Here is a 24087-nt window from a genome sequence, read left to right as displayed (position 1 = left end):
TCCGCCAACGGACGGGCGGTGCGGGATGGGGACGTGTGCTCTGTGGGGCCGGGTCAGTCGCCGCTCGCCGCACCGGGCGCGTCGGACGCGTCGGGCTCACCGGAGACGGCGGCGCCGTCAGGCGCGTCAGGCCCGGCCGCCAGGGCGGCGGCGCGGCGCCGGCGCACCAGGAGTACGGCGCCCCCGGTGGCCAGTAGGGCGGCCGCGGCGACCGCCGCGAGCGGCAGGGCCGGCCAGGAGTAGGCGCCGGAGCCGGGCTCCTTCGCCGCGGCGCGGGGCGGCGCCGCCGGGGCCTGCGGGTCGGCGCCGAGGTCGGGCAGGGCGGGGAGCCGGGCGGCGTCATCGACGGGCACGGCGAGCGAGACCGGGTCCATGACGGTGCCCGGCGGGTACATCCGGCCGAACGCCTTCGCGCCCTCGGCGGTGAGCCGCGCCGGGGCCTCCCGCAGGGTGATCAGCCCGTCCGCGGGGCGCAGTCCGGTGGCGGTGAAGGTGACCAGCGGGGTGTCGTGGGTGGTCTCGCCGCCCTCGGTGACGTCCGCGCGGAGCGTTCCGGTGCCGTCGGCGATCCGCACCGACGGGTCGTCGAGGGTCAGGTCCACATCCCGGCCGGTGAAGTGGAGGCGTCCGGTGAAGTCGGCGCGCAGCGTGCCGTCCCGGCTGTCGTACCGGCCCCGGCCGGCCGGGAAGCGGAAGAGCGCGCCGCCGTCCTCGGCGCCACCCGTCAGCCGCCAGGTGCCCTTGGCGATGGGGCCGGTGACGTACTCCCGGAAGGTCCTGCGGACACCCCAGTCGACGGCCGCGCCGGTGAAGGTGGACCGCGGGTTCGCGGTGGCCTCGGCGGGTGGTGACGTCCGAGGACTCCTGGGCGAGGCCTTGGCGCCCGGCTCTGCCCGGCCCGCCGTGACATCCACCGACAGGCTCACCGGGTCCAGCGGCGTGCCCGCGGTGTAGTAGCCCGCGAAGGCTTCGGCGCCCCGTGCGGTGAGGCGCGCGGGGATGGCGGCGAGGTGGACGGCCGCGCCTCCGCCGCGCATGTCCACCCCGGTCAGGTCGAGGGTGGCGAGCGGGACCTGACGGGCGGAAGTGACCGTTCCGCTGCCCTTGGCCCTGCTCGCCATGTCGGCGAAGAGGGTGCCGCGCCCGTCGCTGATCCGGACCGCGGGCCGCGCGATGGTCAGGTCCAGCTCATGCCGTCCGTCGGATCCGCGGTGTCCGAGGAAGTGGACGCCGCCGCTGAAGCGGGCTGTGAGGGCGCCGCTGTCCGGGTCGTAGGAGCCGGTGGCCGAGTGGAAGCGGAACTGGTCGGCGCCGACGGTGCCGGCGCCGTCGCGCAGCGTCCAACTCCCCTTGGCGATGGGGCCGGTGACATAGCTCTGGAAGGACGCCTTGATCCCCCAGTCGAGCCGGCCGCCAGAGACCGCGCGCGCCGCGACCAGGGCGGTTGGGCCGGTGTCGCGGCCGGTCGCGCGGGCGCCGGTGGCGGCCGGTTGGGCCGCGGCCAGCGCCGTCAGGAGTGCGACGGCGCAGGCGCGGACCGGTCGGTAGGGCAGCAACGAGGACCCCTCCCCTGTAGCCGAATGACTAAGGTAAGGCTAACCTAAGTCACGATTGCCGGAAGATCCAGAGCGGGACCGAAGGGACCGGAGTGGAGACGCGGACAGTGGATCAACACCCTTGGACCGGGGCGCCGTTGCACCGACGGCGAGGAGGCGGCGGGCGGCGCGCACAGCGCGCGGTGTTCGGCCTCATCACCGCGCTCGCGCTCGCCCTGACCGGCTGCGGCGGCGGCTCGGCCCCCGCCTCTCCGGGCACCGGGCCCACCGGCCGCGCCGCCGACCGCGTGGAACCGCTGAGCGGCCGCGCCCCGGCTCCGAAGCTGCCGGCGACCGTGCGCTCCGCCGATGGCCGGAGCGTCACCGTGCGCGCCACCGACCGGGTGGTGCCGCTCACCGGCGCGCTCTCCGAGACCGTCTTCACCCTGGGGCTGGGCGATCGGGTGGTCGGCCGCGACCTGACCACCACCTTCCAACAGGCGCGGAAACTCCCGCTGGTGACCCGGGGGCACGATGTCTCCGCGGAGAGCGTGCTCTCCCTCAAGCCCACCCTGGTGCTGGCCGAGCCCTTCAACGGACCGCAGGAGGCCGTCGAGCAGATCCGGGCCGCCGGTGTCCCGCTGGTCGTCCTCGCCCCCGTCAAGGACCTCTCCGGGATCGGCCCCCGGATCGACGCGGTGGCGGCGGCCCTCGGGGTGAGGTCGGCCGGGGACCGGCTGCGCGAGCGCACCGAGCGGCGCCTGGAGGCGGCCCGGGCCCGGATCCCGCACCACCGGGACAAGCCGCGCGTCGCCTTCCTCTACCTGCGCGGTTCGGCGTCGGTCTATCTGCTCGGCGGCGCGGACTCCGGCGCCGGATCCCTGCTGAGAGCGGCCGGAGCCGTCGACGCGGGCGCCGAGTCCGGACTCGCCAAGGACTTCACCCCCCTCACCAGCGAGGCCCTGGCCAAGGCGGCGCCGGACGCGATCCTGGTGATGAGAGCGGGACTTGACTCGGTGGGCGGCGTCGACGGTCTGCGATCGGTGCCGGGCGTCGCGCAGACCCCGGCCGGGATGGACCGCCGGGTCATCGCGGTCGACGACGGGGTGCTGCTCAGCTACGGGCCGCGCACCGATCAGGTGCTGACCTCGGTGGTGGACCAGCTCTACGGATCGGAGCGCGGGTGAGCGCCCGGTCCACCCTGCTGGCCTGCGCCCTGGTGGCGGGTCTGGTGGTGCTCACGCTGCTCTCCGCGGCCGTCGGCGCGTACCACATCCCGCTCGGGGACGTGCTCGGCTCGCTCCGGCACCGGGCCGGGCTCGGCGGCGCCCCGCTGGAGCGGGTGCCGGAGAGCGTGCTGTGGAACGTGCGGCTGCCGCGGGTCGCTCTCGCCCTGCTGGTGGGCGCCGCGCTGGGGTGCGCCGGCGCGCTGATGCAGGGGGTGTTCGGCAACCCGCTCGCCGAGCCCGGCGTCATCGGCATCTCCTCCGGCGCCGCGGTCGGCGCGGTCGGCGCCATCACGCTGGGCCTGGACGGACTCGGCAGCTGGACGGTGACGGTGTGCGCGTTCGGCGCGGGGCTGCTGACGGTATCGCTGGTCTATCTGCTCGCCCGCTCCCACGGCCGTACCGAGGTCGTCACCCTGATCCTCACCGGCATCGCGGTCAACGCCTTCGCGGGCGCGCTGATCGGGCTGTCGGTGTTCTTCGCCGACAACTCCCAGCTGACCGAGATCACGTTCTGGCAGCTCGGCTCGCTGGCGCAGGCGACCTGGCCGAAGGTGCTGGCCGTCCTGCCGTGCGCGGCCGCCGGGTTGCTGCTGGCCCCGCTGTGCGCACGCAAGGTCGATCTGCTGGCGCTGGGCGAGCGGCCCGCGCGGCATCTGGGGGTGCATGTCGAGCGGCTCCGGCTCGCCGTCATCGTGCTGGTCGCGCTGCTGACCGCCGCCGCGGTGGCCGTCGCCGGAGTCATCAGCTTCATCGGGCTGCTGGTGCCGCATGTGCTGCGGATGGCCGCGGGCCCCGGCCACCGGTTCCTGATCCCCGGCAGCGCGCTCGGCGGCGCCCTGCTGCTGCTCGCCGCGGATCTGGCGGCGCGCACCGTCGCCCGGCCCGCGGAGCTTCCGCTGGGGGTGCTGACCGCCTTGGTGGGCAGCCCGGTCTTCTTCCTCCTGCTGCGCAGGACCCGGCGGCGGCAGGGAGGCTGGGCGTGACACGGTCGCTGCTCCGGGGGCTGTCCGCGCGCCGGGTGCCCACGCCGCCCCGGCCGCCCTCCCCCGGCGCGGTGGTGGCCGAGGCGTCCGGGCTCGGGGTCCGGCTAGCGGGCCGCGCCGTGCTCTCCGGGGTCGACCTGCGGGTGGCCTGCGGGGAGGTGCTCGCTCTGGTCGGGCCCAACGGAGCGGGGAAGTCGACCCTGTTGTCGGCGCTCGCCGCCGACCTGCCCGCGACCAGCGGCACGGTCCGGATCGACGGCCGGCCGGTGGGCGGCTGGACGCCCCGCGAACTGGCCATGCGCCGCGCGGTGCTGCCCCAGTCCGCCGCCCTCTCCTTCCCCTTCACGGTGGAGGAGGTGGTCCGGATGGGCCGTACGCCGTGGGCGGGCACCGCCGCCGAGGACGAGGACGAGGCGGCGGTGCGGGACGCCATGGCCGGCACCGAGGTCTCCGCGTTCGCCCGGCGCCCGTTCGCGTCGCTGTCCGGCGGTGAGCGGGCCCGCGTCGCGCTGGCCCGGGTGCTCGCTCAGGCGTCGGCGCTGCTGCTGCTCGACGAGCCGACCGCCGCCCTCGACCTGCGCCACCAGGAGCTGGTCCTGCGGATCTGCCGGGAGCGGGCCGCGGCCGGGGACGCGGTCGTGGTGGTGCTGCACGATCTCGGGCTGGCGGCGGCGTACGCCGACCGGATCGCGGTGCTGCGCGGCGGGCGGGTGATGGCCGACGGGGCACCGGAGACGGTGCTGGATGCCGCGCTGCTGTCGGAGGTGTACCAGCAGCCGGTGGAGGTGCTGCGGCACCCGCGCACCGGTGGGCCGCTGGTCCTGCCACTGCGCGAGACGCCACCGCCCCACATACCCAACTCGCCCTCATTGAGCCCATGATGACCGAATCGTGACTGACCGAATCTCGATCATCCATGACCGAGACTTTTCCTTCCTGAGAGCAGGATCACCAACCCCATGGGGAACCACGTAGGCAAGCCTCAGCTAAATTAGGGCGGCCTTATCCGGCCACTGTCCGTTCTGTCCGTCCGATCTCGCCAGGAGCCCGCATGCGAGTCCTCCGCTCCTCCGTCGCCACCGCCATCGCGGCCGCGGCAGCGCTCACCGCCGTCGCCGGCTGCGCGGAGAAATCCGACGCCAAGGACTCCGACGCCATCAAGGTCACCGCCTCGAACGACTCCTGCGAGGTCTCCAAGACCTCCTTCCCGGCCGGGCACGTGACCCTCGCCGTCGAGAACGAGGGTTCCAAGGTCACCGAGGTCTACCTCTACGCCCCCGGCGACCGGATCGTCACCGAGCGGGAGAACATAGGCTCCGGCCTCGACGTCACCATCACCGCCGAGGTGAAGCCCGGTACGTACGAGATCGCCTGCAAGCCCGGCATGAAGGGCCACGGCATCCGGCAGAAGGTCACCGCCACCGGCAAGGGCGCCAAGCCCGCCAAGCGCGACCCGCGACTGGACAAGGCCGTCGCCGAGTACCGCGATTACGTCCAGCAGCAGGCGGACGAGACGATGCCGCTGGTGAAGACCTTCACCGACGCGATCGTCGAGGGCGACCTCGCGGCGGCCAAGAAGGCGTACGCCCCCTCCCGCATCGGCTGGGAGCGCACCGAGCCGGTCGCCGAGTCGTTCGGCGACATCGACCCCAAGGTCGACTTCCGCGAGGACGGCCTGGCGAAGGGGCAGGAGTGGACCGGCTGGCACGCGCTGGAGAAGTCCCTGTGGAAGACCGGCAAGATCACCGCCGCTGACAAGAAGCTCGCCAAGCGGCTGGCGAAGGACCTGGCCGACTGGCAGAAGCGGGTCGGCACCGCGGAGCTGAACCCCACCGGCATGGCCAACGGCGCCAAGGAGCTGCTCGACGAGGTGCAGACCGGCAAGGTCACCGGCGAGGAGGAGCGCTACAGCCACACCGACCTGGTCGACTTCCAGGCCAACGTGGAGGGCGCGGAGAAGTCGTACACCCTGCTCAAGGCCGTGGCCAAGGAGAACGACCCGCAGCTGACCAAGCGGCTGGACAAGGAGTTCGCCGCGGTGCGCAAGCTGCTCGACGGCTACCGCGAGGGCGACGGCTTCGTGTCGTACGACAAGGTCGACGAGGCCAAGCGCAAGGTGCTGTCGGACGCTGTCAACGCGCTGGCCGAGCCGCTGTCGAAGCTGGCCGCCACCGTGGTCGCCAAGTGACGAGGGAGCCCGCGATGTCAACGGAAGACCTTGAGACCGGCGAGGCGACTGCCACCGGCGACGACGCCGCAGCGCGGCGCACCCCGTCCCGCCGCGCCCTGATCGGCTGGGGCGCCTCCGGGCTCGCGGTCGGCGCCGCCGTGGCCGGCGGTGCCGCCGCGGCCATGCGCGGCGGCGATGACGCCGAGCCGGTGGCCGCCGCCGGGGCCGCGGTGCCCTTCCACGGCGCCCACCAGGCCGGCATCGCCACCGCGGTCCAGGACCGGCTGCACTTCGCCGCCTTCGACGTCGTCACCGAGGACCGGGCGGAGCTGATCGCCCTGCTCAAAGAGTGGACCGAGGCGGCGGCCCGGATGACCCAGGGCCGCCCGGTCGGTGAGGGGGCGTCCGGCGGGCTCGCCGAGGCGCCGCCGGACGACACCGGCGAGGCCCTCGGTCTCAAGCCGTCCCGGCTCACCCTCACCGTCGGCTTCGGCCCCGGCCTCTTCCAGGACAGCAAGGGCCGGGACCGCTTCGGCCTGAAGAAGCGGCGGCCCGAGGCGCTGATCGACCTGCCCCACTTCCCGGGCGACAACCTCGACGCGGCGCGCAGCGGCGGCGACCTGTGTGTGCAGGCCTGCGCCGACGACCCGCAGGTCGCGGTGCACGCCATCCGCAACCTGGCCCGCATCGGCATGGGGAAGGTGGTGATCCGCTGGTCGCAGCTGGGCTTCGGCAAGACCTCCTCGACCACGCCGGACGCCCAGACCCCGCGCAACATGATGGGTTTCAAGGACGGCACCCGGAACATCGCCGGCACCGACTCCGCCGCGCTGAAGAAGCACGTGTGGGTGTCGGAGAAGGACGGGCCCGCGTGGATGGCGGGCGGCTCCTACCTGGTCGCCCGGCGGATCCGGATGCACATCGAGACCTGGGACCGCACCTCGCTGGGCGAGCAGGAGAGCATCTTCGGCCGGAACAAGGGCGAGGGCGCGCCGGTCGGCAAGGCGCGCGAGCGCGACGAGCCCAACCTCAAGGCGATGCTGCCCACCGCGCACGTCCGCCTGGCCCACCCGGACTCCAACGGCGGGGCGACCATCCTGCGCCGCGGCTACTCCTTCACCGACGGCACCGACGGTCTGGGCCGCCTGGAGGCGGGGCTGTTCTTCCTCGCCTACCAGCGGGACGTGCGCGAGGGCTTCGTGCCGGTGCAGCGGAGTCTGGCGGCCAACGACGCGCTCAACGAATACATCCAGCACGTCGGTTCGGCGGTCTTCGCCATCCCGCCGGGCGTCCGTGACGCGGACGACTGGTGGGGCCGCGAGCTGCTGTCCTGAGGGGAGAGCCGTACACCGTGTTCGGCAACTATCTGATCGGCCTGCGTGAGGGCCTCGAGGCCAGCCTGGTCGTCTGCATTCTCGTGGCCTACCTGGTCAAGACGGAGCGGCGCTCGGCGCTGCTGCCGATCTGGCTGGGGATCGCGGTCGCGGTCACGGTCAGCCTGTCCTTCGGCGCCGCGCTGGAATTCGGCTCCCAGGAGCTGACCTTCGAGGCGCAGGAGGCGCTGGGCGGGTCGCTGTCGATCCTCGCGGTCTGCCTGGTGACCTGGATGGTCTTCTGGATGCGGCGCACCGCCCGGCATCTGAAGGCGGAGCTGCACGGCAAGCTGGACGCGGCCCTGGCGATGGGCACCGGCGCACTGGTGGCCACGGCCTTCCTGGCGGTGGGCCGGGAGGGCCTGGAGACCGCGCTGTTCGTGTGGGCGGCGGTGCACACCAGCAACGGCGGCACCTCGCAGCCGCTGATCGGCGTGGTGCTGGGGCTGCTCACCGCGGTGCTGCTGGGCTGGCTGTTCTACCGCGGCGCGCTCCGGATCAACCTGGCGAAGTTCTTCACCTGGACCGGCGCCATGCTGGTCGTGGTGGCGGCGGGCGTGCTGGCGTACGGCTTCCACGACCTTCAGGAGGCGCGCTTCCTGCCGGGGCTGCACAACCGGCCGTTCGACATCAGCGACACCATCCCGCCGGACAGCTGGTACGGGACGCTGCTGAAGGGCACCCTCAACTTCCAGCCGGACCCGACCTGGTTGCAGATCGCGGCGTGGTCGCTGTATCTGGTCCCCACGCTCGTGCTGTTCTTCGCCCCGGGTAGGGTTGCGCCGACCGCAGCTGCCCCGAAGGAGCCGGAGCCCCATGACACGCAGGTCACCTCACCGGAAGTTCACGATTCTGGCAGCCTCGGCGCTGCTGTTTCTGACGCCGGCGCTGACCGGCTGCGTGACGGTGCACGGCGAGCGGGAGAACATCCCGTCGGTGGACAAGGCTGAGGCGTCCCAGGCGCTGAAGCAGTTCACCGACACGTACAACAAGGCGTACCGCGTGCTCGACCCGGAGCTGCTGGGCCGGGTCGAGACCGGGCCGCTGCAGGCGATCAACTTCGGCGACGTCACCGCTCAGCACAGCGACCGCCCGGAGGGGAACCCCGACTGGCGGCCGCTGGAGCTGAGCGACGCCCGCTACCTGATACCCAGGCAGGTCGGCTGGCCGAAGTTCTTCGTCGCCGACACCAGCAGCAACCGCGGGCAGGTCAGCGGCACCCGCTGGCTGCTGCTGTTCCTCCGCGACGGTGCCGACCAGCCGTGGCGGGTGGCGTATCTGTCGATCCTCGACCGCGAGGAGATGCCGCGGTTCGCCACCGACGAGGACGGCTGGGCCAAGCCGGTCCCGGGCGGTGCGGCGGCGCGGCTGGCGGTCGCCCCCGACGGGCTGAGCAAGGCGTACACCGACTACCTGATGACCGGCGAGGGCGAGACCTTCGCCGAGGGCTCGGCGACCTCGGGGCTGCGGGCGGGCCGCGAGAAGGAAGAGAAGACGCCGAGGTACTGGACGGAGTTCATCGACACCCCGGCCGAGGGCCCGCGCTACGCGCCGCTGGGGCTGCGGCTGGAGGACGGCGGGGCGCTGGTGTTCTTCACCTCGCACCACCGGCAGAAGCAGACGATGGCCAAGGGTCTCAAGCCGCAACCGCAGCCGCAGGAGAAGGCGCTGATGACCGGCGAGGCGAAGAAGGCGATCACGCTGACCCGGATCTCGGAGGCGGCGGTGCGGGTCCCGGCCAGGGACGCGGCGGACCGGAAGATCGTCTTCCTTAACCGGGTGGAAGGTCTCACGGCCGCGAAGGGCGAGTGACTCCCCGGCCCCTGCCCGGCCCCACCGGATCCCGGCCCCTGCCCGGCGCCGCCGGAACCCGGAGGCTGCCCGGCCACACCGAGGCGCCGCACGCCGGCGCGGTGGGGCAGGCGGCGGTCAGCGCCCCATCGGCCAGGCCGCGTGGTGCTCCTGCTCGGTCCGGGCGAACTGCGCGCACGCGTCGGTGAGCGCCTCCAGCAGCGTCAGCGGATCGGGCAGCGGCCGCTCCGGGCCGAGCAGCCAGGCGACGTGCCCCTCCCCCGGCAGCCGGGCCGGCGGCATGAGCACATAGCTGCCCCGGCAGTGCCAGCGCAGCCCCGGATGCTCGTCCATGGTCTCGGGGTGGCAGTCCAGCTCGCACGGCCACCACTCGTCCTCGTCATCGGGGGTGCCGCGGGTGGCGGTGAAGAACAGCATCCGGCTCTGCTGGAGGTCGGCGCTGGAGGTGGCCACCGGGCCCACCTCGACGCCCGCCGCGCCCAACCGCTCCAGGGCCTGCCGGCCGGCGTCCGCGGGGACGTCCAGCACGTCGTGGGCGATGCCGGTGGCGGTGATGAAGTTCGCGTCCGGCTGGCCGCTGATCCACTGCGCGACCTTCGCCGGGTCGGTCGTCGCCTGGGTCTGCCAGGCGAAGGAGACCGGGTGCCGGGCGGGGGTGGGGCAGCCGATGCGGTCACACGAACAGCCGTAGCCGTCCGGATGGGCTGCCGGTGCGAGCGGGAACCCGGCGGCGGCCGCCGCCAGGAGCAGATCCTCACGCGCGCCGCCCGCGCGCGCTCCCGTGCCCGACTCCTCGCCCGCTCCGCTCCTCGGACGGCGCAGCCACTGGGAGAACCTGCCCTTGCGTTCCATCTATCGCCTCGCTTCACGGCTGTCGTGCGGCATCGCCCGTTACCCGATCAATGCTGCCACCATCCTGCTCCCGAGGTGGCCGGTGTCCGCATCCGGGGTGCCCGCCGGCTCCACCCAGGGGATGCACTTACTGGTGCATAACCGAATTCTCCGGCCTAGCGTTCCTTATATGGTCTCAAGATCTCTGCTGGCAGGGGCCATCGCCCTGGCGCTGACCGCTCCGGTCACCGGAGCCGCCTTCCCGGCCTCGCGCGCCGGTCCCGGCGCGGGGCAGTCCGGGCCGCGCGGCGGGTCGGCCCGTGCCAAGGTCACCTACACGGCACACCGGGGCGGTTCCCTGGAGGTCCCGGAGAACAGCATGTCCGGGCTGACCGCCGCCTACGAGCGCGGCCAGGCCGATGTGATCGACTTCGACACCCGGGTGCTGCGCGACGGCACGCTGGTGGTGATGCACGACGCGACCTTGGACCGTACGACCTTCTCCAGCGGCCGGGTGAACGCGCTCACCCTCCGGCAGTGGCGCCAGGTGATGCTGCGGCCCGATCCGGGCCTGCCCGGCGACTGGCGGCCGGAGCCGCCGCCGACCGCCGCCGAGGCGCTGGACCGCTTCGGCGGCCGGACGACGCTGATGGTGGAGGTCAAGGACGCGATCGGGCTGCCCACCCTGGCCCGGATGCTGAAGAACCGGGGCCTGGCGCGCTCGGTGTACGTCAACACCAACGCCCCGAGCGTGGCCAAGCAGGCCCACGACCTGGGGCTGACCGCCCAGCTGTGGCGCTCGGCGGCGCAGATGCGGGACGACGACCCGGGCCAGTGGACCGACTTCGTCGACCTGCTGGACATCGACTACCGGGCGCGCGACGAGGACGTGCGGCGCGCGGTGCGGTCCGGCATCCCCCGGGTGTGGGGGCACACGGTGAACACCCCGGCCGACCGCGACCGGATGCTGCGGCTGGGCTGCACCGGCATCATCACCGACGCCCCGGGGCTGCTGACCCGGACCCCGGCCCGGCCCTGACGCCTCCCTGGTCCGGCCCGGAATCGGCCCTGACCCCGGCCGGCCCTGACCCGGCGCGCTGCCGAGCACCGGGCAGCCGGAGGGCGGGTTCAGCGCGGGGCGATCCCGCGCAGCGCCAGCTCGACGACGGAGTCCGCGTACTCATGCGTGAGCGGCAGCGTGCGCAGCAGCCAGCGGTGGGCGATCGGCCCCACCAGCAGTTCCAGGGCGACCCGCGGATCGAAGCCGGGATCGGCCTGTCCGGCCTCCTGCGCCGCGCGCAGGCGCTTCACGTAGAGCTGGAGCTGGGGTTCCAGGAGGCGGGTGACGAACTCGGCGCCCAGTTCCGGGTTGACCACGCCCTCGGCGGCCAGCGCGCGACCGGGCAGGTCGTAGGCCGGGGAGTTCATCTCGTCGACCGTGGCGCGCAGCACCAGCTTGAGGTCGGCTTCCAGGTCGCCGGTGTCCGGCAGCTCGAACTCACCGGCCGCGGCCTCCTCGGCGAGCGCGGCGAAGGCGTCGAGGAGGACGGCGGCCTTCGAGGGCCACCAGCGGTAGATCGTCTGCTTGCCGACTCCGGCGCGGGCGGCGATCGCCTCGATGGTCAGCCTGGGGTAGCCGACCTCGCCGACGAGTTCGAGGGCGGCTTCCAGGATGGCGCGCCGGGAGCGCTCGCTGCGGCGGGTGGCGTCGGGAGCTGTCTTGTTGGCCATGGCTCGAATCTATCAAGCGAATGAGGCGAGACGTATCGTCTTGACAAGACGTCGCGTCTCGCGCAAGCTTGTGGAACAACGAGACGAGACGTCTCGTAAAGCCGTAGAGGAGATCACCATGAGCAAGGGCAAGTCGGGAAACCCGCTGGGCGTCGGCGGCCCCCGGAACAACGTCCCCCGCTCGGCCATGCACGGCGCCCGCACCGCCGGCCGGGGCACGCGGGCAGGCTCGGATCCGGGCGCCTTGAAACGGGAGTTGCTGCGCAGGCTGCGGCAGGACAGGGAGGCGCGCGGGACGGGGCGGGACGCGCGGTAAATCACTCGAACAGGCCATGTACACCGGCTCGGCAGGGTGGACCATGTGTGAGACGCGTACGGCGATCGCGTACGCGCTCAACACCACCGTGAGGAGCCATCGTTGTCCTTGCGCACCATTGAGCGGCGTGCCACCGCGCGCCGCTACCTCATGTGTCCCCCCACCCACTTCAAGGTCACCTACTCCATCAACCCGTGGATGGACCCGGACAAGCCGGTCGACCTGCCGCTGGCCCTCGCCCAGTGGGAGGACCTTCGGGACCGCTACCGCGCCCTGGGGCACACCGTCGATGAGCTCGAACCCCACCCGGAGCTCCCGGACATGGTGTTCGCCGCGAACGGCGCCACCGTCGTCGACGGCCGGGTGCTCGGCGCCCGCTTCGCCCACCCCGAGCGGACCGCCGAGGCCGCCGTGCACCGGGCGTGGTTCCGCGCCAACGGCTACGAGGACGTGCACGAGCCCGAGCACATCAACGAGGGCGAAGGGGACTTCGCGGTCACCGCCACCTGGGTGCTGGCCGGGCGCGGCTTCCGCAGCAGCCCGCTCTCGCACCCCGAGGCCCAGGAGTTCTTCGGCCGGCCGGTGATCGGCCTGGACCTGGTCGACCCCCGCTTCTACCACCTCGACACGGCTCTGTGCGTGCTGGACGACACCACCGACTCCGAGGTCATGTACTACCCGGACGCCTTCTCGGCGGGCAGCCGGTCCGTCCTGCGGCGCCTCTTCCCCGACGCGATCATCGCCGAGCGGGCGGACGCCGAGGCGCTCGGCCTCAACGCGGTCAGCGACGGCCGCAACGTCCTGCTGCCCCAGGCCGCGACCGGCCTCTTCGCCCCGCTGCGGGAGCGGGGCTACGAGCCGATCGGCATGGACCTGGGCGAACTCCTCAAGTCGGGCGGCAGCGTCAAATGCTGCACCCAGGAGCTACGCGGGTAGCAGGGGATAGCAGCAGGGAGCAGGGGATCACCGCACCGGCTACGACGGCTCGGCCGGCGGCCAGGAGTCGCCCCAGTCGGTGTCACGGGCGGCACGGTAGAGCGGACCGTGCCGCTTGGTGACCGTCTCCCGGCGCAGTCCCTCCTCGGCGGTGCACAGGTCCAGCAACACCAGCCCCTTGCGGATCTGCGGCTTGCGTACCACCCGGGCGGCCGCCACGGCGTCCTCCCCCGGGCCGGGCACCTCCAGACCGGCCGCCTCCGCGCCCAGCCTGCCGGGTGCCGCCGCCCGGACCGCCGCCACATAGCTGAACTTCTCGTCCTCGTACGGCAGCGAGGCACCCTTCACCTGCCGGTGCAGGGAGGAGCGGCTGACCCGCGCGGCGAAATGGCACCAGTCCGAGCCCACCTCGATGGGGCAGGTCCCGCTGTGCGGGCACGGCGCCAGCACCCGGAACCCGGCGGCGACCAGCCGGTCCCGGGCCTCGCGGATGCGCAGATAGCCCTCGGGCGTCCCCGGCTCGATGATCACCACGGTCTGCCCCGCGCGGGCCGCCTCGTCGACCACCACCCGCCGGTCGTCCTCGGTCAGCTCGCCCAGCACATAGGAGACGGTGACCAGGTCGGCCGCCTCGATCCGCAGCCCGCCGCCGATCGCCTGGCGCCGCCACTCGGCGGCCCGCAGCGCACGGTCGCCGGAGGCGCCGGCCAGCTCCCGGCCCAGCTCCAGCGCCGCCTGCGACCAGTCGAGCACCGTGGTGGCCCGGTCCGCGCCCGCCCAGGCGTCGGCGACCGCCCAGCTCGCCGCGCCCGTGCCGCCGCCCACGTCGACATGGCTGGCCGGCACCCACGCGGGCAGCCGCTCCCGCAGCCCCGCCAGCGCGGCCCGCACCGCCTCGTAGGTGGCGGGCATCCGGTAGGCCGCGTAGGCGGCGACGTCGGAGCGGTCCCGCAGCACGGGCGCGTCGGTCGGGGTGCGCCCCCGGTAATTGCTGATCAGCCGCTCGACAGCCTGCGCGGCCTGCTTGGGCGGCAGGCCGTCCAGCAGCCGGGCCAGCGCGGTGCGCAGCTCATCGCCGGCGGATGCGGTTTCGGGGGCGTGCATCCGCCCAAGTTTACCGGCCCGCCCCGGCCCGACGGCTCACTCGGATCTCTCCGGCCGGCCCGGCTCTCTCAGCTCAGCTCAGTACTCTCAGACCTGCCGCAGCCCCGGGCGCCCCGCCTGGGTGGCGAAGGAAGCCACCGCGCTCAGCGTGCCTGTCGGCACGGTGACCGCGGACACCGTCTTGTAGTCGGCCCGCGCCTGCTTCCCGTCGAAGGTGAGCGTGGTGTAGCCGCGGCGCCCGTTGTAGAACTTCAGGTGCGGATTGGCCGCCATGTAGGTCGACCAGTTCGCGGGCTTGTCGGCGCCGTCCTTGCCGCTGGTGACCGAGGTGCCGACGAACTCCACGCCCACCGTCCGCGACGCCGGGTCGTCGAAGTTCCGCTTGATGTCCAGGGCGTAGGCGACGTGCACGTCGCCGGTGAGCACCACGAAGTTCTCCAGCCCGGCCTGCTCGACGCCCGCCAGGATCCGCTCCCGGGATGCCGGGTAGCCGTCCCAGGAGTCCATGGAGAGCTTGGAGCGCGCCGCGGTGGTGTTCTTGCGGCGCGAGAAGGTGACCTGCTGGGGCAGCACGTTCCAGGTGGCGGTGGAGCGGCGGAAGCCGTCCAGCAGCCAGCGCTCCTGGGTGGCGCCGATCATGGTGCGGGCCGGGTCCTCGGACTCCGGTCCCGGGTACTGCCAGCCGTCGCCGTATGCCTGGTCGGAGCGGTACTGCCGGGTGTCCAGGATGTCGAACTGGATCAGCTGCCCGTAGTGCGCCCGGCGGTAGAGCCGCATGTCCGGCCCCTCGGGCCGCTGGGGCATGCGCAGCGGCATGTTCTCCCAGTAGGCCCGGTAGGCGGCGGCGCGGCGGATCAGGAACTCCTCCGGCGACTGGTCCTGCTCCGGTATGCCTCCGGCGTAGTTGTTCTCCGTCTCGTGGTCGTCCCAGGTGACGAACCAGGGGAAGGCGGCGTGCGCCGCCTGGAGGTCCGGGTCGGTCTTGTAGAGGGCGTAGCGCAGCCGGTAGTCCTCCAGGGTGACCGTCTCGCGGTTGAAGAGGTCCGGCAGCGTGCGGTCGGTGTAGTTGCGCGCGCCGCCGGCCGCGTTGACCGCGTACTCGTACTGGTAGTCGCCGACGTGGAAGACGGCGTCCAGGTCCTCCCTGGCGAGGTGGCCGAGCGCGGTGAAGTAGCCGTCGTGGTAGGCCTGGCAGGACACCAGCCCGAACCGGCCGTCGTTGACCTTGGCCCCGCGGGCGGGTGTGGTGCGGGTGCGGCCGACCGGGCTGATCCAGTCACCGACCCGGAAGCGGTACCAGTACACCCGGTCGGCCTCCAGGCCGTCCGCCTCGACGTGCACGGTGTGGTTGAACTCGGGATACGCCCGGACGCTGCCCCGCCGCGCGACGCGGCTGAGGCGCTCGTCCCGGGCTATCTCCCAGTGCACGCGCACGGCGCCGTCGGCGGGCAGGCCGTTGCCCGGCTCGTACGGGCGCGGGGCGAGTCTGGTCCACAGCAGTACGGAGTCCGGGCGCGGATCGCCGGAGGCGACGCCGAGGGTGAACGGGTTGTCCGGGAGGGCGCGGGGCGCCACCTCGGCGGCCTGCGCGGTGGGCAGGTTGGTGGTGAAGGCGAGCGCGGCGGCGGCGGAGGTGACGGTGAGGAAGCGGCGCCGGCCCAGCCGGGCGGCGGCGGCCCTGATCTGCTCGTGGGGTGCGGCGTGTGTGGCTGAGTGTGCCTGGTGTCCCATGTGTCTTCCCCTGACGTGACGTACCGAGGTGACGTGTCAGGGGAATTGGAATGCAGAGCGGCGGCGATGTCCTGACCCGTGCACGACACATATATGGCGCTGCGGTGAGCGCCGCATCCGTATCGGGCATTCAGCGCAATCCACTGCCGCGGCCGCGGCGCGGGGTCATCGCGTACGCTGCGGCCCCATGAACCGGGGCCGGGCGAGCGGGACGAGCGGCACGAGCGGTGGGAACACGATGATGGGGTGGGCGGGCTGAGTGAGCTGAGTGGGCCGAGTGAGGTGACGGAGGTGAGCCGGATGTCCGTGGTGTCGAAGGCCGCGCTGGTGACGGGTGCGGGCTCGGGGATCGGCCGCGCGGTGGCGCTGGAACTCGCCGAGGCGGGCTGGTCGGTCGCGCTGGCCGGCCGCCGTCCGGAGCCGCTGGCCGAGACCGCCCGACTGGCGGGCGAGGGCGCACTGCCGGTCGTCGCGGATATCACCCGGCCGACTGACGTGGACGCGCTCTTCGCCACCGTCCGTGACCGCTTCGGGCGGCTGGACCTGCTGTTCAACAACGCGGGCGTCTTCGGGCCGCCGGTGCCGCTGGAGGAGCTGGCCTACGAGGACTGGCGCACGGTCGTCGACACCAACCTCACCGGGGCCTTCCTGTGCGCGCAGGGCGCCTTCCGGATGATGCGGGACCAGGACCCGCGCGGCGGCCGCATCATCAACAACGGCTCGCTCTCCGCCCACGCCCCGCGGCCGCACAGCATCGCCTACACCGCGACCAAGCACGCGATGACGGGCCTGACGAAGTCGCTCTCCCTGGACGGCCGCCGGTACGGCATCGCCTGCGGCCAGATCGACATCGGCAACGCGGCGACGGACATGACCGAGCGGATGAGCGCCGGGATCCTCCAGGCCGACGGGGAGGTGCGGGCGGAGCCGGTGATGGACGCGGCGGACGTGGCCCGCACCGTCCGCCACATGGCCTCCCTCCCGCCGGAGGCGAACGTCCAGTTCGTCACGGTGATGGCGACGACGATGCCGTACATCGGCCGCGGCTGAACGCGCGGCGGCCGACAGGTCTGCCTGGCGCCACGGCGACGACCGGCGGGCGCGGCTGCCCCTTTCGCGGCCGTCGGCGGGCGCGGGCCGGCGGGCGCGGGCCGGCGGGCGCGGGCCGGCGGGCGCGGGCCGGCGGGCGCGGGCCGGCGGGCCGGGGCCGCCTTTGCGGCCGCCGGCGGCGCAAGCCCGGCGGGCGGCAGGCGCCGGACGGGGAATATCCGGCCCCCGGCGAGCAGTTGGCCCGATCATGACCATGGACGACGCCGCGCAGAGCGGCCGCAAGAACGACACCGAAGTGCTGCGCTACACCGCCTTCTCCACCGACCCGGCCGGGGGCAACCCGGCCGGGGTCGTGCTGGACGCGGCCGGTCTGGACGACGCCACGCAGCTGGCGATCGCCGCCGAGGTGGGGTATTCGGAGACCGCCTTCCTGACCGCGCCGCCGGAGGGCCTGGGTGAGCCGGGCCGGGCGTTCACGGTCCGGTATTTCAGCCCGCTCGCCGAGGTGTCCTTCTGCGGCCACGCCACCGTGGCGACGGCCGTCGCGCTGGCCGAGCGGGTCGGCCCGGGCTCCTTCGCCTTCGCCACCCAGGTGGGCACCGTCCCGGTCGAGGTGCGCGAGGCGGACGGCGCTCTGCAGGCCACGCTGACCAGTGTGGAGCCGCATGTCGAGGAGGCCGCCGAGGCGGATGTCGCCGAGGCGCTCGCGGCGCTGCGCTGGCCCGCCGCCGACCTCGACCCGGCCCTGCCGCCGCGCATAGCCTTCGCGGGCGCGCGCCACCTGGTGCTGGCCGCCGCCACCCGCGAGCGCCTGGCCGACCTGGAGTACGACTTCGACCGGCTGGCGGCGCTGATGCGCGGCCTGGACCTGACCACGGTGCAGCTGGTCTGGCGCGAGTCGGAGACCGTCTTCCACGTCCGGGACCCCTTCCCCGTCGGCGGCCAGGTGGAGGACCCCGCCACCGGTGCCGCGGCCGCCGCCTTCGGCGCGTACGCCCGGGAGCTCGGCCTGGTCACCGCACCCGCCGCGCTCACCCTCCACCAGGGCCACGACCTGGGGCGCCCCGGGCTCCTGACGGTGGGCCTGCGCGCCGACGACCCCCGCATCACCGTCACCGGCGCCGCCGCCTCCATCGCCTGACCCCCGCCACGGCCCCGGAGCCCTCACCCACCACGGGCCGGGGGCTCGCGCACCGCGCGCCCGAAGCGCTCACCCACCCCCGGCCCCGCCCTCGACGGCGGGGCCGGGGGTGCGACGGGCCCGATCAGCGGGACCGGGCCGGCCGCCACCGAAAAAACTCCGGGGAGCGCCGTCCGGAGGCCCCCGGAAGCCTCCGGAAACCTCCGGGCAAGGAAACCGACGCCGCCCCGGACTGTTCGCCGCAATCTTCGTATGGCATGGTCATCCTCCCGCAGTCGCCACGCGCTGCTCGCCGTCCCCCGCACGACCCGACCGAAGAGAGACCGCCGTGCGATCTCTGCCGTTCACCCTGGGCGCCCGTCTGCTGCCCGTCGCCGCACTCACCGCCGCCGGTCTGGTCATGACGACCACCGGCCATTCCGACGCGCGGGACCAGGAGCACGCCGCCGGGAAGCCCGCCGCCGAGCATCCCTCCCCGTCGGCGGACCCGTCCGCGACCCCGTCCGCCACGGCCCCGGCGCGAGCCCGCTACGCGGGTCCCCCAGCCGATCCCTGCGCCGGGCTGTCCGCCGGGACGGTCAAGGAGCTGGTGCCCGGTGGAGCGGGCGAGGGCGACCGGCTGTCGGTGAACGACAGCAGCCGCCGCAGCGGCTGCTCCTGGCACGCGCTGGACGGCTACGACTACCACTGGCTGGACATCACCTACGACGTCTCGCCGCCCGGCGGCGGAAGGCCGGCCACAGCGGAGGAGGGCGGCGAGACGATCTCCGGTATCGGCGACTCCGCCACCATCCGGGAACGTCTGACGACCGAGGACGGCCAGCAGAGCCGGGAAGCGGTGGTGGTCGTGCACGCCGACAACGCCGTGGTCACCGTCACGTACAACGGCAGCGACTTCGATTCCGGCAAGGCCCCCACCGCCGCCACGATCCGCGAGGGCGCCCTCAGCGCGGTCCGCCAGGCACTCCACGCCCTCCGCTGACCGCCGCCGGCCCCCTCAAGCGCCACCGCGCCGCGGACCCTCCCCTGCCCGACGTCCGCTGTCAGACCCTCCCGCTAACGTCGTCCCCGTCCCTACACGTCATTGCTGCTGACGCTACTCGGACGCCGCCCCGCCCCTCGTAACAGCGCACGAGGGGCGGGGCGTTCACACCAGGAACACGCCGTCGGCGACACCCCGCCGCACGGCATCCGCCGTGTCGCCGGCGCCCAGCGCGGTCGAGTCGAGCGCATGCCGCTCGAAGTCGCCCAGCTCCGCGAACTGCTGGTGCATCGAGCGCACCGGTCCGGGCTCGGTCAGCGCGCCGGGGCCGCGTCCGGTGGCGCGGCGCACGGTGGTCTCCTCGTCCGGCCGCAACACCACGTAGTGCAGCGGAACCCCGCGCGCCTTCCCCGCCACCCGGAAGACATCCAGGAACCACGGGCCGACCACGCCGTCCAGGATCACCCGGTATCCACCGGCGGCATACGCGAAGGTGGCGGCGGCCAGGGCATCCATGACGACGGCGTTCTGCCGCTCCGCTTCCGGCAGGTAGGGCGCGATGGCGCCGTTCCGGATGAAGCCCCAGAAGTCGTCCGAGTGCAGATGCACGCTGAGCGGCCGGTCCTCGGCGATCAGCCGCGCCACCGTGCTCTTCCCGGCCCCGGGCGGCCCGGTGAGCACGACCACCTCACCCGTCTCGCCCCGCCGGAACCCCCTCAGGCCCCCCTCAGTCCCCACCACGCCGTCCCCTCCCACATCTCGCGGCCGACCCGACCGACCAGGCTAGCCCGTTCCACGTCTGCCCCGGCGGGACCCTCACTCCCTCCGGCCGTATCGCAGATTGCTCAGTGCCGTCACGGCCATGGGGGAGAGTCCGATCACCGTCAGCTGATCGTCGATGTGCCGGCTGAGGATCCAGCCCTTCGCGCGCAGCGACGCCACATCCCGCAGAACGTCGCCGCCGGCGTCGCGCGACAGCTCCTCGACCGTGGGTGAGTTGCCTTCGTCGAGGTGGCCGACGATCAGGAAGAGGACGGTCTGTTCCTCCGCCGTGATGCGGAAGTCCATATATCGACAGTACGACGGCCGGGCCGTTCAGGGCGTGGCAAACCAGTCGGCCGGTACGCCGCGTTCCGACCGACCCCTGTGCTGATCATGCTTCCGACCTGCACATCCTCTGCTTACCGTTCTGTGAGCTTGATCGTCCGAACAGGTCCCTGTCCGGTGCGATCCCGCGTGGTCGGGGCAATAGCGGCAGAATCTGGGCTTACCCTCCGGTTCGACCGAACAGGCCCCGTTTGCTGACCGAAGAGGACATGTCCATGCGCCTTCGTGCTCTTGCCCTTGCCGCCTGCGCCATCGCTCTGCACGTTGCCCTTGCTCCGGGGGCCGCCGCCCACTCCGACGACGGGGACCTCAACGCGTGCGGCAGCGGCAGTCAGGTCAACGTTCTTGCGATCCCCATCAACCTGGCTCCCCAGGTGTTGGACTGCGGGGACTAGCAGAGAACCGCCGTGGAGTTCTGAGGAAGTTGGTCACCGCCCCTGGGCGGTGACCGGCCCAGGAGGCGGCGGACGAGTCGGCCTGTACGCCGGGTTCTGTCCCACCCCCGGGCCGATCACGCTTCTGACCTGCACATCAGGGTGATCCAACGGGCTGGCGTGACCGCTGAGGGAGTCCTGAGGGAGTTTCGACCTCGAGCGGGGAAGGTGGCACTGCGGTATTGGCGGCCAGGCCGTCGACACGACCCCTCAGCCACTCCGGCACATCGTCGGCTGCCGCGAGATCCGCGAGCAGCGCCATGACGGCAGGAAGATCCACTACAGCCGATTCTCCCGCAGCGGGCCCGGTGGCGACAAGCTCGCCCCTGCCGCGGGAGAGCCACCTGCCCAGTACCGTCATCGCCTGCTGCCAGGACTGCGAGAGGACATGGAATCCGTCCTCCCGCGGCATGCTCCACTTCACTCGCCGAAGCACCGGCTTCCCGGGACGGGGTACGACCGTCACCTCCGGGGCTTCGATCACGCCCGCCTTGGCGAGTGCCGGCTTCCACTGCTTCTCGTCGAACGTTGACCGGTTGATCGCTCCGCCGCGCGCGGTGGTGACCAGGAGCCGTACCGTCACTCTGCAAGTCGAAGAACGTCGAGGAAGGTACCGAGCTCGACTGGAAGCTCTACTACACCCGCAACGGCCGTACCTACCAGTCGGATTGGGATTGGGTCCGCGCCTGAGCCTGACGCACCCCCCGCCTCTTCACACGCACACATATGCGTTAAGCGGGTGCGTCTTAGAGATCGTCTCAATTGGTGGCAGATGCGGGACGTCTGCAGGGGCCCACCTCACTGCCCCAAAGGGGACTCGTAGAACCAGTGGCGGGGGGCCCACAGGCCCGGCGTCAGCTGGCGATGGGTCCCTCCCTCAGTCACGGCTGAAGACGTAGGCGCGCTCCACTCGCGCGACTTCCACGCTGTACGAGGAGTACCAGCGTTCACGTCCGAGCTGCTGTGCTTGGAGATGGTCGGGGTGGGCCTTCCATGCTGCTATCGATGCTTCGTCTGCGTAGTAGATGACGACGAGGTCCCGGCCGTCCTCGTCCGTCAGCGACTCGCGGCCCAGGTAGCCGGGCTGCACCTCACCGAGTTCGGCCATGCGCTCGCTCATCGCTGCGTAGCCTTCGAGATCCGCGGTCGGCCGAGTGGTGATGATCACTGCGTAGTATGGCGGTTCAGGGCGGACGAACGGGGTGGTCATGCGAGAAGCCCTCCGTCAGTAAGGAGCATATGACGCCAAGGCTACTGACGTGATCCTTTGGTGGCTACCGCGTTAGGGCAAGGCCGACGGGTGGGTTCAGTTCAGATGCGGTAGGCGCCGACGGTCACCGAGGTGGTGATGGAGTAGGCGAGCGCGGCCAGCCCGTTCGGCCGGGTTGGTGTTCAGGTCGGCGTAGATCGGGATCTTCTTCGTGGCGGAGGCGGCCACGGTCACCGCGCGGTCGGCGACGGCCTGGCCGCGCACCGTCGGGTACGAGGGCACCGTGACGGTGATCGAGCTGCCGCCACCGTTGGTGACCTCCATGAACACGCGGTCGCCGTCGGGCTTGACCTTGCACCGAGGGGACGGCCACGGTCACCACCAGGCCAGGCCGCGGGCGACGACAAGCGCCATCTGGGCCTCGAAGCGGGGCGGTTCCGCCATCAGAGCCCGGCCGCCGTCGTTGTGCGGCGGGTTGTTGACCGAGCCGTACTCCAGCAGGTTGCCGAGCGCGCCCTGGCGGCCGGTCTTGCTGGGGCCGATCTCGGCTTCGGCGCGGCCGGCCAGGCTCAGCACGTCGAAGCCGATGGTGCGCGGGTAGTGCGGCGCGTGCTGCGGGGCCGAGGCGGCGGCGTTCGCTCGCCAGTGCCGCTTGATGTTCATCGCGCCGCGCATCACCACGGCCACAGCGTCCCGCTCGGCCTGCGGCACCATCCGTGCCAGGTGCCGCTCCAGCCGGCGCACGGCGGTCCAGTCGATCCGGATGCTGGTCATGCTCGGTCCTCCGCCGCGATGCGCCAGGCCGTCGCCGACGCGCTGGACTTCGCCCCGGTGACCCACAGCTCCAGGCCGATCACCCGGGCGTCCGGGGGTGCGGTCACCTCCACCCGGTCCCCGGGCAGGACCCGGGACCCGGCCGGGAGCTGGGCCGCGTAGGGCAGGGAGACGACGTAGTCACGCAGGACCACTTCCCGCTCGCCGGCTTGCACGTCTTCGCCGATCGCCAGCACCGGCTTCACTCGACCGCGGCCCGCGTAGAGGGTGGTCTGCGGTCCCGGCACCGTGGTGCCCGTGTTGCGGTCGAAGATGTCCGGGCCCTGCCGGTACAGGCGCACCGTGTCGTGCATCAGCCGCTCGGCGGCGGCCCGGCCGAGCCTGAGGGCCTGGTCCTCGCTCACGGGGCGACCGCCGGGGCGCCGGGCGCGATCGAGAACGCGGACCGCAGCAGCGGCCGCAACTCCTCGCGCCTCGGACTCCGACAGGTAGATCTCGCCGGTGGAGCGGGAGGAGTCAATGGTGTAGCTGTAGTCGTCGATCGCTTCCTGGCGCTTGCCGTCGGGGTTGGGGTACGGAGTACGCGCTGAACGGCACGGCGAAGAGCGCGGGGCACCCGTCTGTGGAGCCGATCCGGGCGGAGGACCTGGAGCTGGGGAACGGGCTGCGGGTGGACATCTCCCAGGTGCTGGCGCTGGGCCGGGCGTTGTGCTGAGCTCGCGTCTCGGGCGGGACCGCATGAACCTGACGGACTTCGCCGAGCCCTTCCCAGCGTTCTGGAACCCCACCTCAGCTTGACGTTTAACGTCGATGGTCAGTGCAGGTCGTTGGGCTGTCAGCCGCGAGTAGCGCCCCGGTGTGCACCTGCCTGCGAGACGGCACCCTGGCCTGCGTAGATCTCGCGGACGCGTGCCGCAACCCCCTCATGTAGCGCCTCGGCCTCGTCGGCGAGCTCTGCAACATTGAGAGGGTTGCCGGCATGTAGTTGGGCATTGGCGCTAGCGATGCGATCGCCCGTCGCGTTCGCAAGACGCCTGACGTCGTCGGCAAGAATGAACCCAACCTGCATGACCAGGCTCGTCAGAGCGGCATGGGAAGCCTCCTCCGCCCGACTTCGCCACTGCTCCGTCTCATCGTCAACTGATCCCAACTCCTGTAGATGGAGGTGCTGTCGGACCGCGCCGTTGTAGTCCAGCAACTTCTCCATGGCATCTACAAGTAGGTGGTTGAAGTCGACCAAGTGGGCGAGTTCGAACTCTTCTCGGCGCTGCCTGAGGGCGTCCTCAGCTTCTTCAGCCTTGTCCTGCCGCTGTCGCCGGTACGTAAGCCAGCCGTTCAACTGGGTTGCCAGGCCACCTAGAAAGAACGCAGCGATACCCCACCAGAACTTCCAGCCCTCCATACGCCGCAGCGTATGACGAGCCGTGTTCGTTTCGATGAGGTTGTCGCATGGATGGAACACGGCTCCAACACTGGCGAGTTGGTGCGATGCGCCCGTAGAGCGGCCTTCGCCGCTGTCCCGTGCCACTGGATCTCGACCGTGTGCCATCGGACTTTGACGGACCCGAGTTTGTGTCATCGGAGTTTGATCACCGCAGGTCAGCGACTCAGCGCACCTTCGGTGCGCGCCGGGGGCGT

The 24087-nt window shown here is 72.4% G+C and carries 26 protein-coding genes; 13 read left to right on the top strand and 13 right to left on the bottom strand.

Annotation, left to right across the window (positions count from 1 at the left end; translation table 11 throughout):
• Window positions 1-53: 53 nt before the first annotated feature.
• A complete protein-coding gene (locus tag AC4BDD_RS21865) occupies window positions 54-1556 on the bottom strand; it encodes an HtaA domain-containing protein (RefSeq protein WP_490687151.1) in 1503 nt (500 codons plus the stop codon).
• Between the two features lie 137 nt (window positions 1557-1693).
• Here AC4BDD_RS21865 and AC4BDD_RS21860 point away from each other — a divergent pair, with 137 nt between their 5' ends.
• The 7 genes from AC4BDD_RS21860 to AC4BDD_RS21830 all read left to right on the top strand — a co-directional run bounded on the left by AC4BDD_RS21860 (window position 1694) and on the right by AC4BDD_RS21830 (window position 9102).
• Entirely contained in the window at window positions 1694-2722 is a 1029-nt protein-coding gene (locus AC4BDD_RS21860) for a heme/hemin ABC transporter substrate-binding protein (protein ID WP_490691883.1), read from the top strand.
• Window positions 2719-3747, top strand: coding sequence for a FecCD family ABC transporter permease (locus AC4BDD_RS21855; RefSeq protein WP_490687150.1), 1029 nt, complete (start codon window positions 2719-2721; stop codon window positions 3745-3747). The genes AC4BDD_RS21860 and AC4BDD_RS21855 overlap by 4 nt, the downstream gene beginning before the upstream one ends.
• Window positions 3744-4628: a heme ABC transporter ATP-binding protein gene (locus tag AC4BDD_RS21850; protein ID WP_490687149.1), complete on the top strand. Its 885-nt coding sequence runs from the start codon at window positions 3744-3746 to the stop codon at window positions 4626-4628. Before AC4BDD_RS21855 ends, AC4BDD_RS21850 begins: the two co-directional genes overlap by 4 nt.
• A 170-nt stretch (window positions 4629-4798) precedes the next feature.
• Window positions 4799-5935: an iron uptake system protein EfeO gene (gene efeO, locus AC4BDD_RS21845; protein ID WP_490687148.1), complete on the top strand. Its 1137-nt coding sequence runs from the start codon at window positions 4799-4801 to the stop codon at window positions 5933-5935.
• A 14-nt stretch (window positions 5936-5949) separates the two neighbouring features.
• Window positions 5950-7251, top strand: a complete 1302-nt coding sequence (gene efeB / locus AC4BDD_RS21840) for an iron uptake transporter deferrochelatase/peroxidase subunit (RefSeq protein ID WP_490687147.1) — start codon at window positions 5950-5952, stop codon at window positions 7249-7251.
• A 17-nt stretch (window positions 7252-7268) separates the two neighbouring features.
• Complete coding sequence (efeU, locus tag AC4BDD_RS21835; protein ID WP_490687146.1) at window positions 7269-8240, top strand: iron uptake transporter permease EfeU; 972 nt, start codon at window positions 7269-7271, stop codon at window positions 8238-8240.
• A complete protein-coding gene (locus tag AC4BDD_RS21830) occupies window positions 8140-9102 on the top strand; it encodes an SCO2278 family lipoprotein (protein ID WP_490691882.1) in 963 nt (320 codons plus the stop codon). Before efeU ends, AC4BDD_RS21830 begins: the two co-directional genes overlap by 101 nt.
• A 117-nt stretch (window positions 9103-9219) precedes the next feature.
• On the opposite strand, the gene AC4BDD_RS21825 is transcribed toward AC4BDD_RS21830, so the two are convergent.
• Complete coding sequence (locus AC4BDD_RS21825; protein WP_490687145.1) at window positions 9220-9954, bottom strand: bifunctional DNA primase/polymerase; 735 nt, start codon at window positions 9952-9954, stop codon at window positions 9220-9222.
• Window positions 9955-10123: 169 nt separating this feature from the next.
• On the opposite strand from AC4BDD_RS21825, the gene AC4BDD_RS21820 reads away from it, so the two are divergent.
• Window positions 10124-10972 carry a glycerophosphodiester phosphodiesterase gene (locus AC4BDD_RS21820; RefSeq protein WP_490687144.1) on the top strand — a complete coding sequence of 283 codons (849 nt, stop codon included), beginning with the start codon at window positions 10124-10126 and terminating at the stop codon, window positions 10970-10972.
• 89 nt (window positions 10973-11061) lie between these two features.
• On the opposite strand, the gene AC4BDD_RS21815 is transcribed toward AC4BDD_RS21820, so the two are convergent.
• A complete protein-coding gene (locus AC4BDD_RS21815; RefSeq protein ID WP_490687143.1) occupies window positions 11062-11664 on the bottom strand; it encodes a TetR/AcrR family transcriptional regulator in 603 nt (200 codons plus the stop codon).
• Between the two features lie 118 nt (window positions 11665-11782).
• On the opposite strand from AC4BDD_RS21815, the gene AC4BDD_RS21810 reads away from it, so the two are divergent.
• Together AC4BDD_RS21810 and ddaH are read left to right on the top strand one after the other, a co-directional pair.
• Window positions 11783-11980 carry a DUF6243 family protein gene (locus AC4BDD_RS21810; protein WP_490687142.1) on the top strand — a complete coding sequence of 66 codons (198 nt, stop codon included), beginning with the start codon at window positions 11783-11785 and terminating at the stop codon, window positions 11978-11980.
• 117 nt (window positions 11981-12097) lie between these two features.
• Entirely contained in the window at window positions 12098-12916 is an 819-nt protein-coding gene (gene ddaH / locus AC4BDD_RS21805; protein ID WP_490691881.1) for a dimethylargininase, read from the top strand.
• 39 nt (window positions 12917-12955) lie between these two features.
• Here the strand turns inward: ddaH and AC4BDD_RS21800 are convergent, their stop codons facing one another.
• Together AC4BDD_RS21800 and AC4BDD_RS21795 are read right to left on the bottom strand one after the other, a co-directional pair.
• Window positions 12956-14020, bottom strand: coding sequence for a small ribosomal subunit Rsm22 family protein (locus tag AC4BDD_RS21800; protein ID WP_490687141.1), 1065 nt, complete (start codon window positions 14018-14020; stop codon window positions 12956-12958).
• 87 nt (window positions 14021-14107) lie between these two features.
• Window positions 14108-15751, bottom strand: coding sequence for an alkaline phosphatase D family protein (locus AC4BDD_RS21795; RefSeq protein WP_490687140.1), 1644 nt, complete (start codon window positions 15749-15751; stop codon window positions 14108-14110).
• 300 nt (window positions 15752-16051) lie between these two features.
• Here AC4BDD_RS21795 and AC4BDD_RS21790 point away from each other — a divergent pair, with 300 nt between their 5' ends.
• The 3 genes from AC4BDD_RS21790 to AC4BDD_RS21780 all read left to right on the top strand — a co-directional run bounded on the left by AC4BDD_RS21790 (window position 16052) and on the right by AC4BDD_RS21780 (window position 18924).
• Entirely contained in the window at window positions 16052-16801 is a 750-nt protein-coding gene (locus tag AC4BDD_RS21790) for an SDR family oxidoreductase (protein WP_490691880.1), read from the top strand.
• Between the two features lie 247 nt (window positions 16802-17048).
• Entirely contained in the window at window positions 17049-17942 is an 894-nt protein-coding gene (locus AC4BDD_RS21785) for a PhzF family phenazine biosynthesis protein (RefSeq protein ID WP_490687139.1), read from the top strand.
• A 328-nt stretch (window positions 17943-18270) separates the two neighbouring features.
• Window positions 18271-18924, top strand: coding sequence for a DUF3558 domain-containing protein (locus AC4BDD_RS21780; protein ID WP_490687138.1), 654 nt, complete (start codon window positions 18271-18273; stop codon window positions 18922-18924).
• A 165-nt stretch (window positions 18925-19089) separates the two neighbouring features.
• Here AC4BDD_RS21780 and AC4BDD_RS21775 read toward each other — a convergent pair whose 3' ends face one another.
• The 8 genes from AC4BDD_RS21775 to AC4BDD_RS21740 form a co-directional block, all read right to left on the bottom strand.
• Window positions 19090-19662 (bottom strand): AAA family ATPase, encoded by a 573-nt coding sequence (locus tag AC4BDD_RS21775; protein ID WP_490687137.1) that lies wholly within the window; start codon window positions 19660-19662, stop codon window positions 19090-19092.
• Window positions 19663-19740: 78 nt separating this feature from the next.
• Complete coding sequence (locus AC4BDD_RS21770) at window positions 19741-19992, bottom strand: hypothetical protein (RefSeq protein WP_490687136.1); 252 nt, start codon at window positions 19990-19992, stop codon at window positions 19741-19743.
• Between the two features lie 570 nt (window positions 19993-20562).
• A complete protein-coding gene (locus AC4BDD_RS21765) occupies window positions 20563-21048 on the bottom strand; it encodes a hypothetical protein (protein WP_490687135.1) in 486 nt (161 codons plus the stop codon).
• Between the two features lie 294 nt (window positions 21049-21342).
• A complete protein-coding gene (locus AC4BDD_RS21760; protein ID WP_490687134.1) occupies window positions 21343-21585 on the bottom strand; it encodes an antibiotic biosynthesis monooxygenase family protein in 243 nt (80 codons plus the stop codon).
• 186 nt (window positions 21586-21771) lie between these two features.
• The gene (locus AC4BDD_RS21755) at window positions 21772-21999 is read right to left on the bottom strand and encodes a hypothetical protein (protein WP_490687133.1); all 228 of its coding nucleotides are present in this window, start codon (window positions 21997-21999) and stop codon (window positions 21772-21774) included.
• A 51-nt stretch (window positions 22000-22050) separates the two neighbouring features.
• Window positions 22051-22449 carry a hypothetical protein gene (locus AC4BDD_RS21750; protein ID WP_490687132.1) on the bottom strand — a complete coding sequence of 133 codons (399 nt, stop codon included), beginning with the start codon at window positions 22447-22449 and terminating at the stop codon, window positions 22051-22053.
• Window positions 22446-22853 (bottom strand): DUF6093 family protein, encoded by a 408-nt coding sequence (locus AC4BDD_RS21745; protein WP_490687131.1) that lies wholly within the window; start codon window positions 22851-22853, stop codon window positions 22446-22448. Before AC4BDD_RS21745 ends, AC4BDD_RS21750 begins: the two co-directional genes overlap by 4 nt.
• A 431-nt stretch (window positions 22854-23284) precedes the next feature.
• On the bottom strand, window positions 23285-23851 hold the full coding sequence (locus AC4BDD_RS21740) for a hypothetical protein (RefSeq protein ID WP_490687130.1): 567 nt from the start codon (window positions 23849-23851) through the stop codon (window positions 23285-23287).
• Between the last annotated feature and the right edge of the window lie 236 nt (window positions 23852-24087).

Source organism: Streptomyces sp. JLBT605 (assembly GCF_058215555.1).
This window is presented reverse-complemented; position numbering and strand designations above follow the sequence as displayed.

Excerpts from the sequence above, each read along its gene's own strand:
- efeB (WP_490687147.1), top strand. The coding sequence starts at position 5,950 with ATGTCAACGGAAGACCTTGAGACCGGCGAGGCGACTGCCACCGGCGAC.
- AC4BDD_RS21760 (WP_490687134.1), bottom strand. The coding sequence starts at position 21,585 with ATGAGCGAGCGCATGGCCGAACTCGGTGAGGTGCAGCCCGGCTACCTG.
- AC4BDD_RS21790 (WP_490691880.1), top strand. The coding sequence starts at position 16,052 with ATGTCCGTGGTGTCGAAGGCCGCGCTGGTGACGGGTGCGGGCTCGGGG.
- AC4BDD_RS21810 (WP_490687142.1), top strand. The coding sequence starts at position 11,783 with ATGAGCAAGGGCAAGTCGGGAAACCCGCTGGGCGTCGGCGGCCCCCGG.
- AC4BDD_RS21770 (WP_490687136.1), bottom strand. The coding sequence starts at position 19,992 with ATGGACTTCCGCATCACGGCGGAGGAACAGACCGTCCTCTTCCTGATC.
- AC4BDD_RS21740 (WP_490687130.1), bottom strand. The coding sequence starts at position 23,851 with ATGGAGGGCTGGAAGTTCTGGTGGGGTATCGCTGCGTTCTTTCTAGGT.
- AC4BDD_RS21785 (WP_490687139.1), top strand. The coding sequence starts at position 17,049 with ATGACCATGGACGACGCCGCGCAGAGCGGCCGCAAGAACGACACCGAA.
- AC4BDD_RS21755 (WP_490687133.1), bottom strand. The coding sequence starts at position 21,999 with ATGGAGGTCACCAACGGTGGCGGCAGCTCGATCACCGTCACGGTGCCC.
- AC4BDD_RS21800 (WP_490687141.1), bottom strand. The coding sequence starts at position 14,020 with ATGCACGCCCCCGAAACCGCATCCGCCGGCGATGAGCTGCGCACCGCG.
- AC4BDD_RS21795 (WP_490687140.1), bottom strand. The coding sequence starts at position 15,751 with ATGGGACACCAGGCACACTCAGCCACACACGCCGCACCCCACGAGCAG.
- AC4BDD_RS21825 (WP_490687145.1), bottom strand. The coding sequence starts at position 9,954 with ATGGAACGCAAGGGCAGGTTCTCCCAGTGGCTGCGCCGTCCGAGGAGC.
- AC4BDD_RS21820 (WP_490687144.1), top strand. The coding sequence starts at position 10,124 with ATGGTCTCAAGATCTCTGCTGGCAGGGGCCATCGCCCTGGCGCTGACC.
- AC4BDD_RS21815 (WP_490687143.1), bottom strand. The coding sequence starts at position 11,664 with ATGGCCAACAAGACAGCTCCCGACGCCACCCGCCGCAGCGAGCGCTCC.
- AC4BDD_RS21750 (WP_490687132.1), bottom strand. The coding sequence starts at position 22,449 with ATGACCAGCATCCGGATCGACTGGACCGCCGTGCGCCGGCTGGAGCGG.
- efeO (WP_490687148.1), top strand. The coding sequence starts at position 4,799 with ATGCGAGTCCTCCGCTCCTCCGTCGCCACCGCCATCGCGGCCGCGGCA.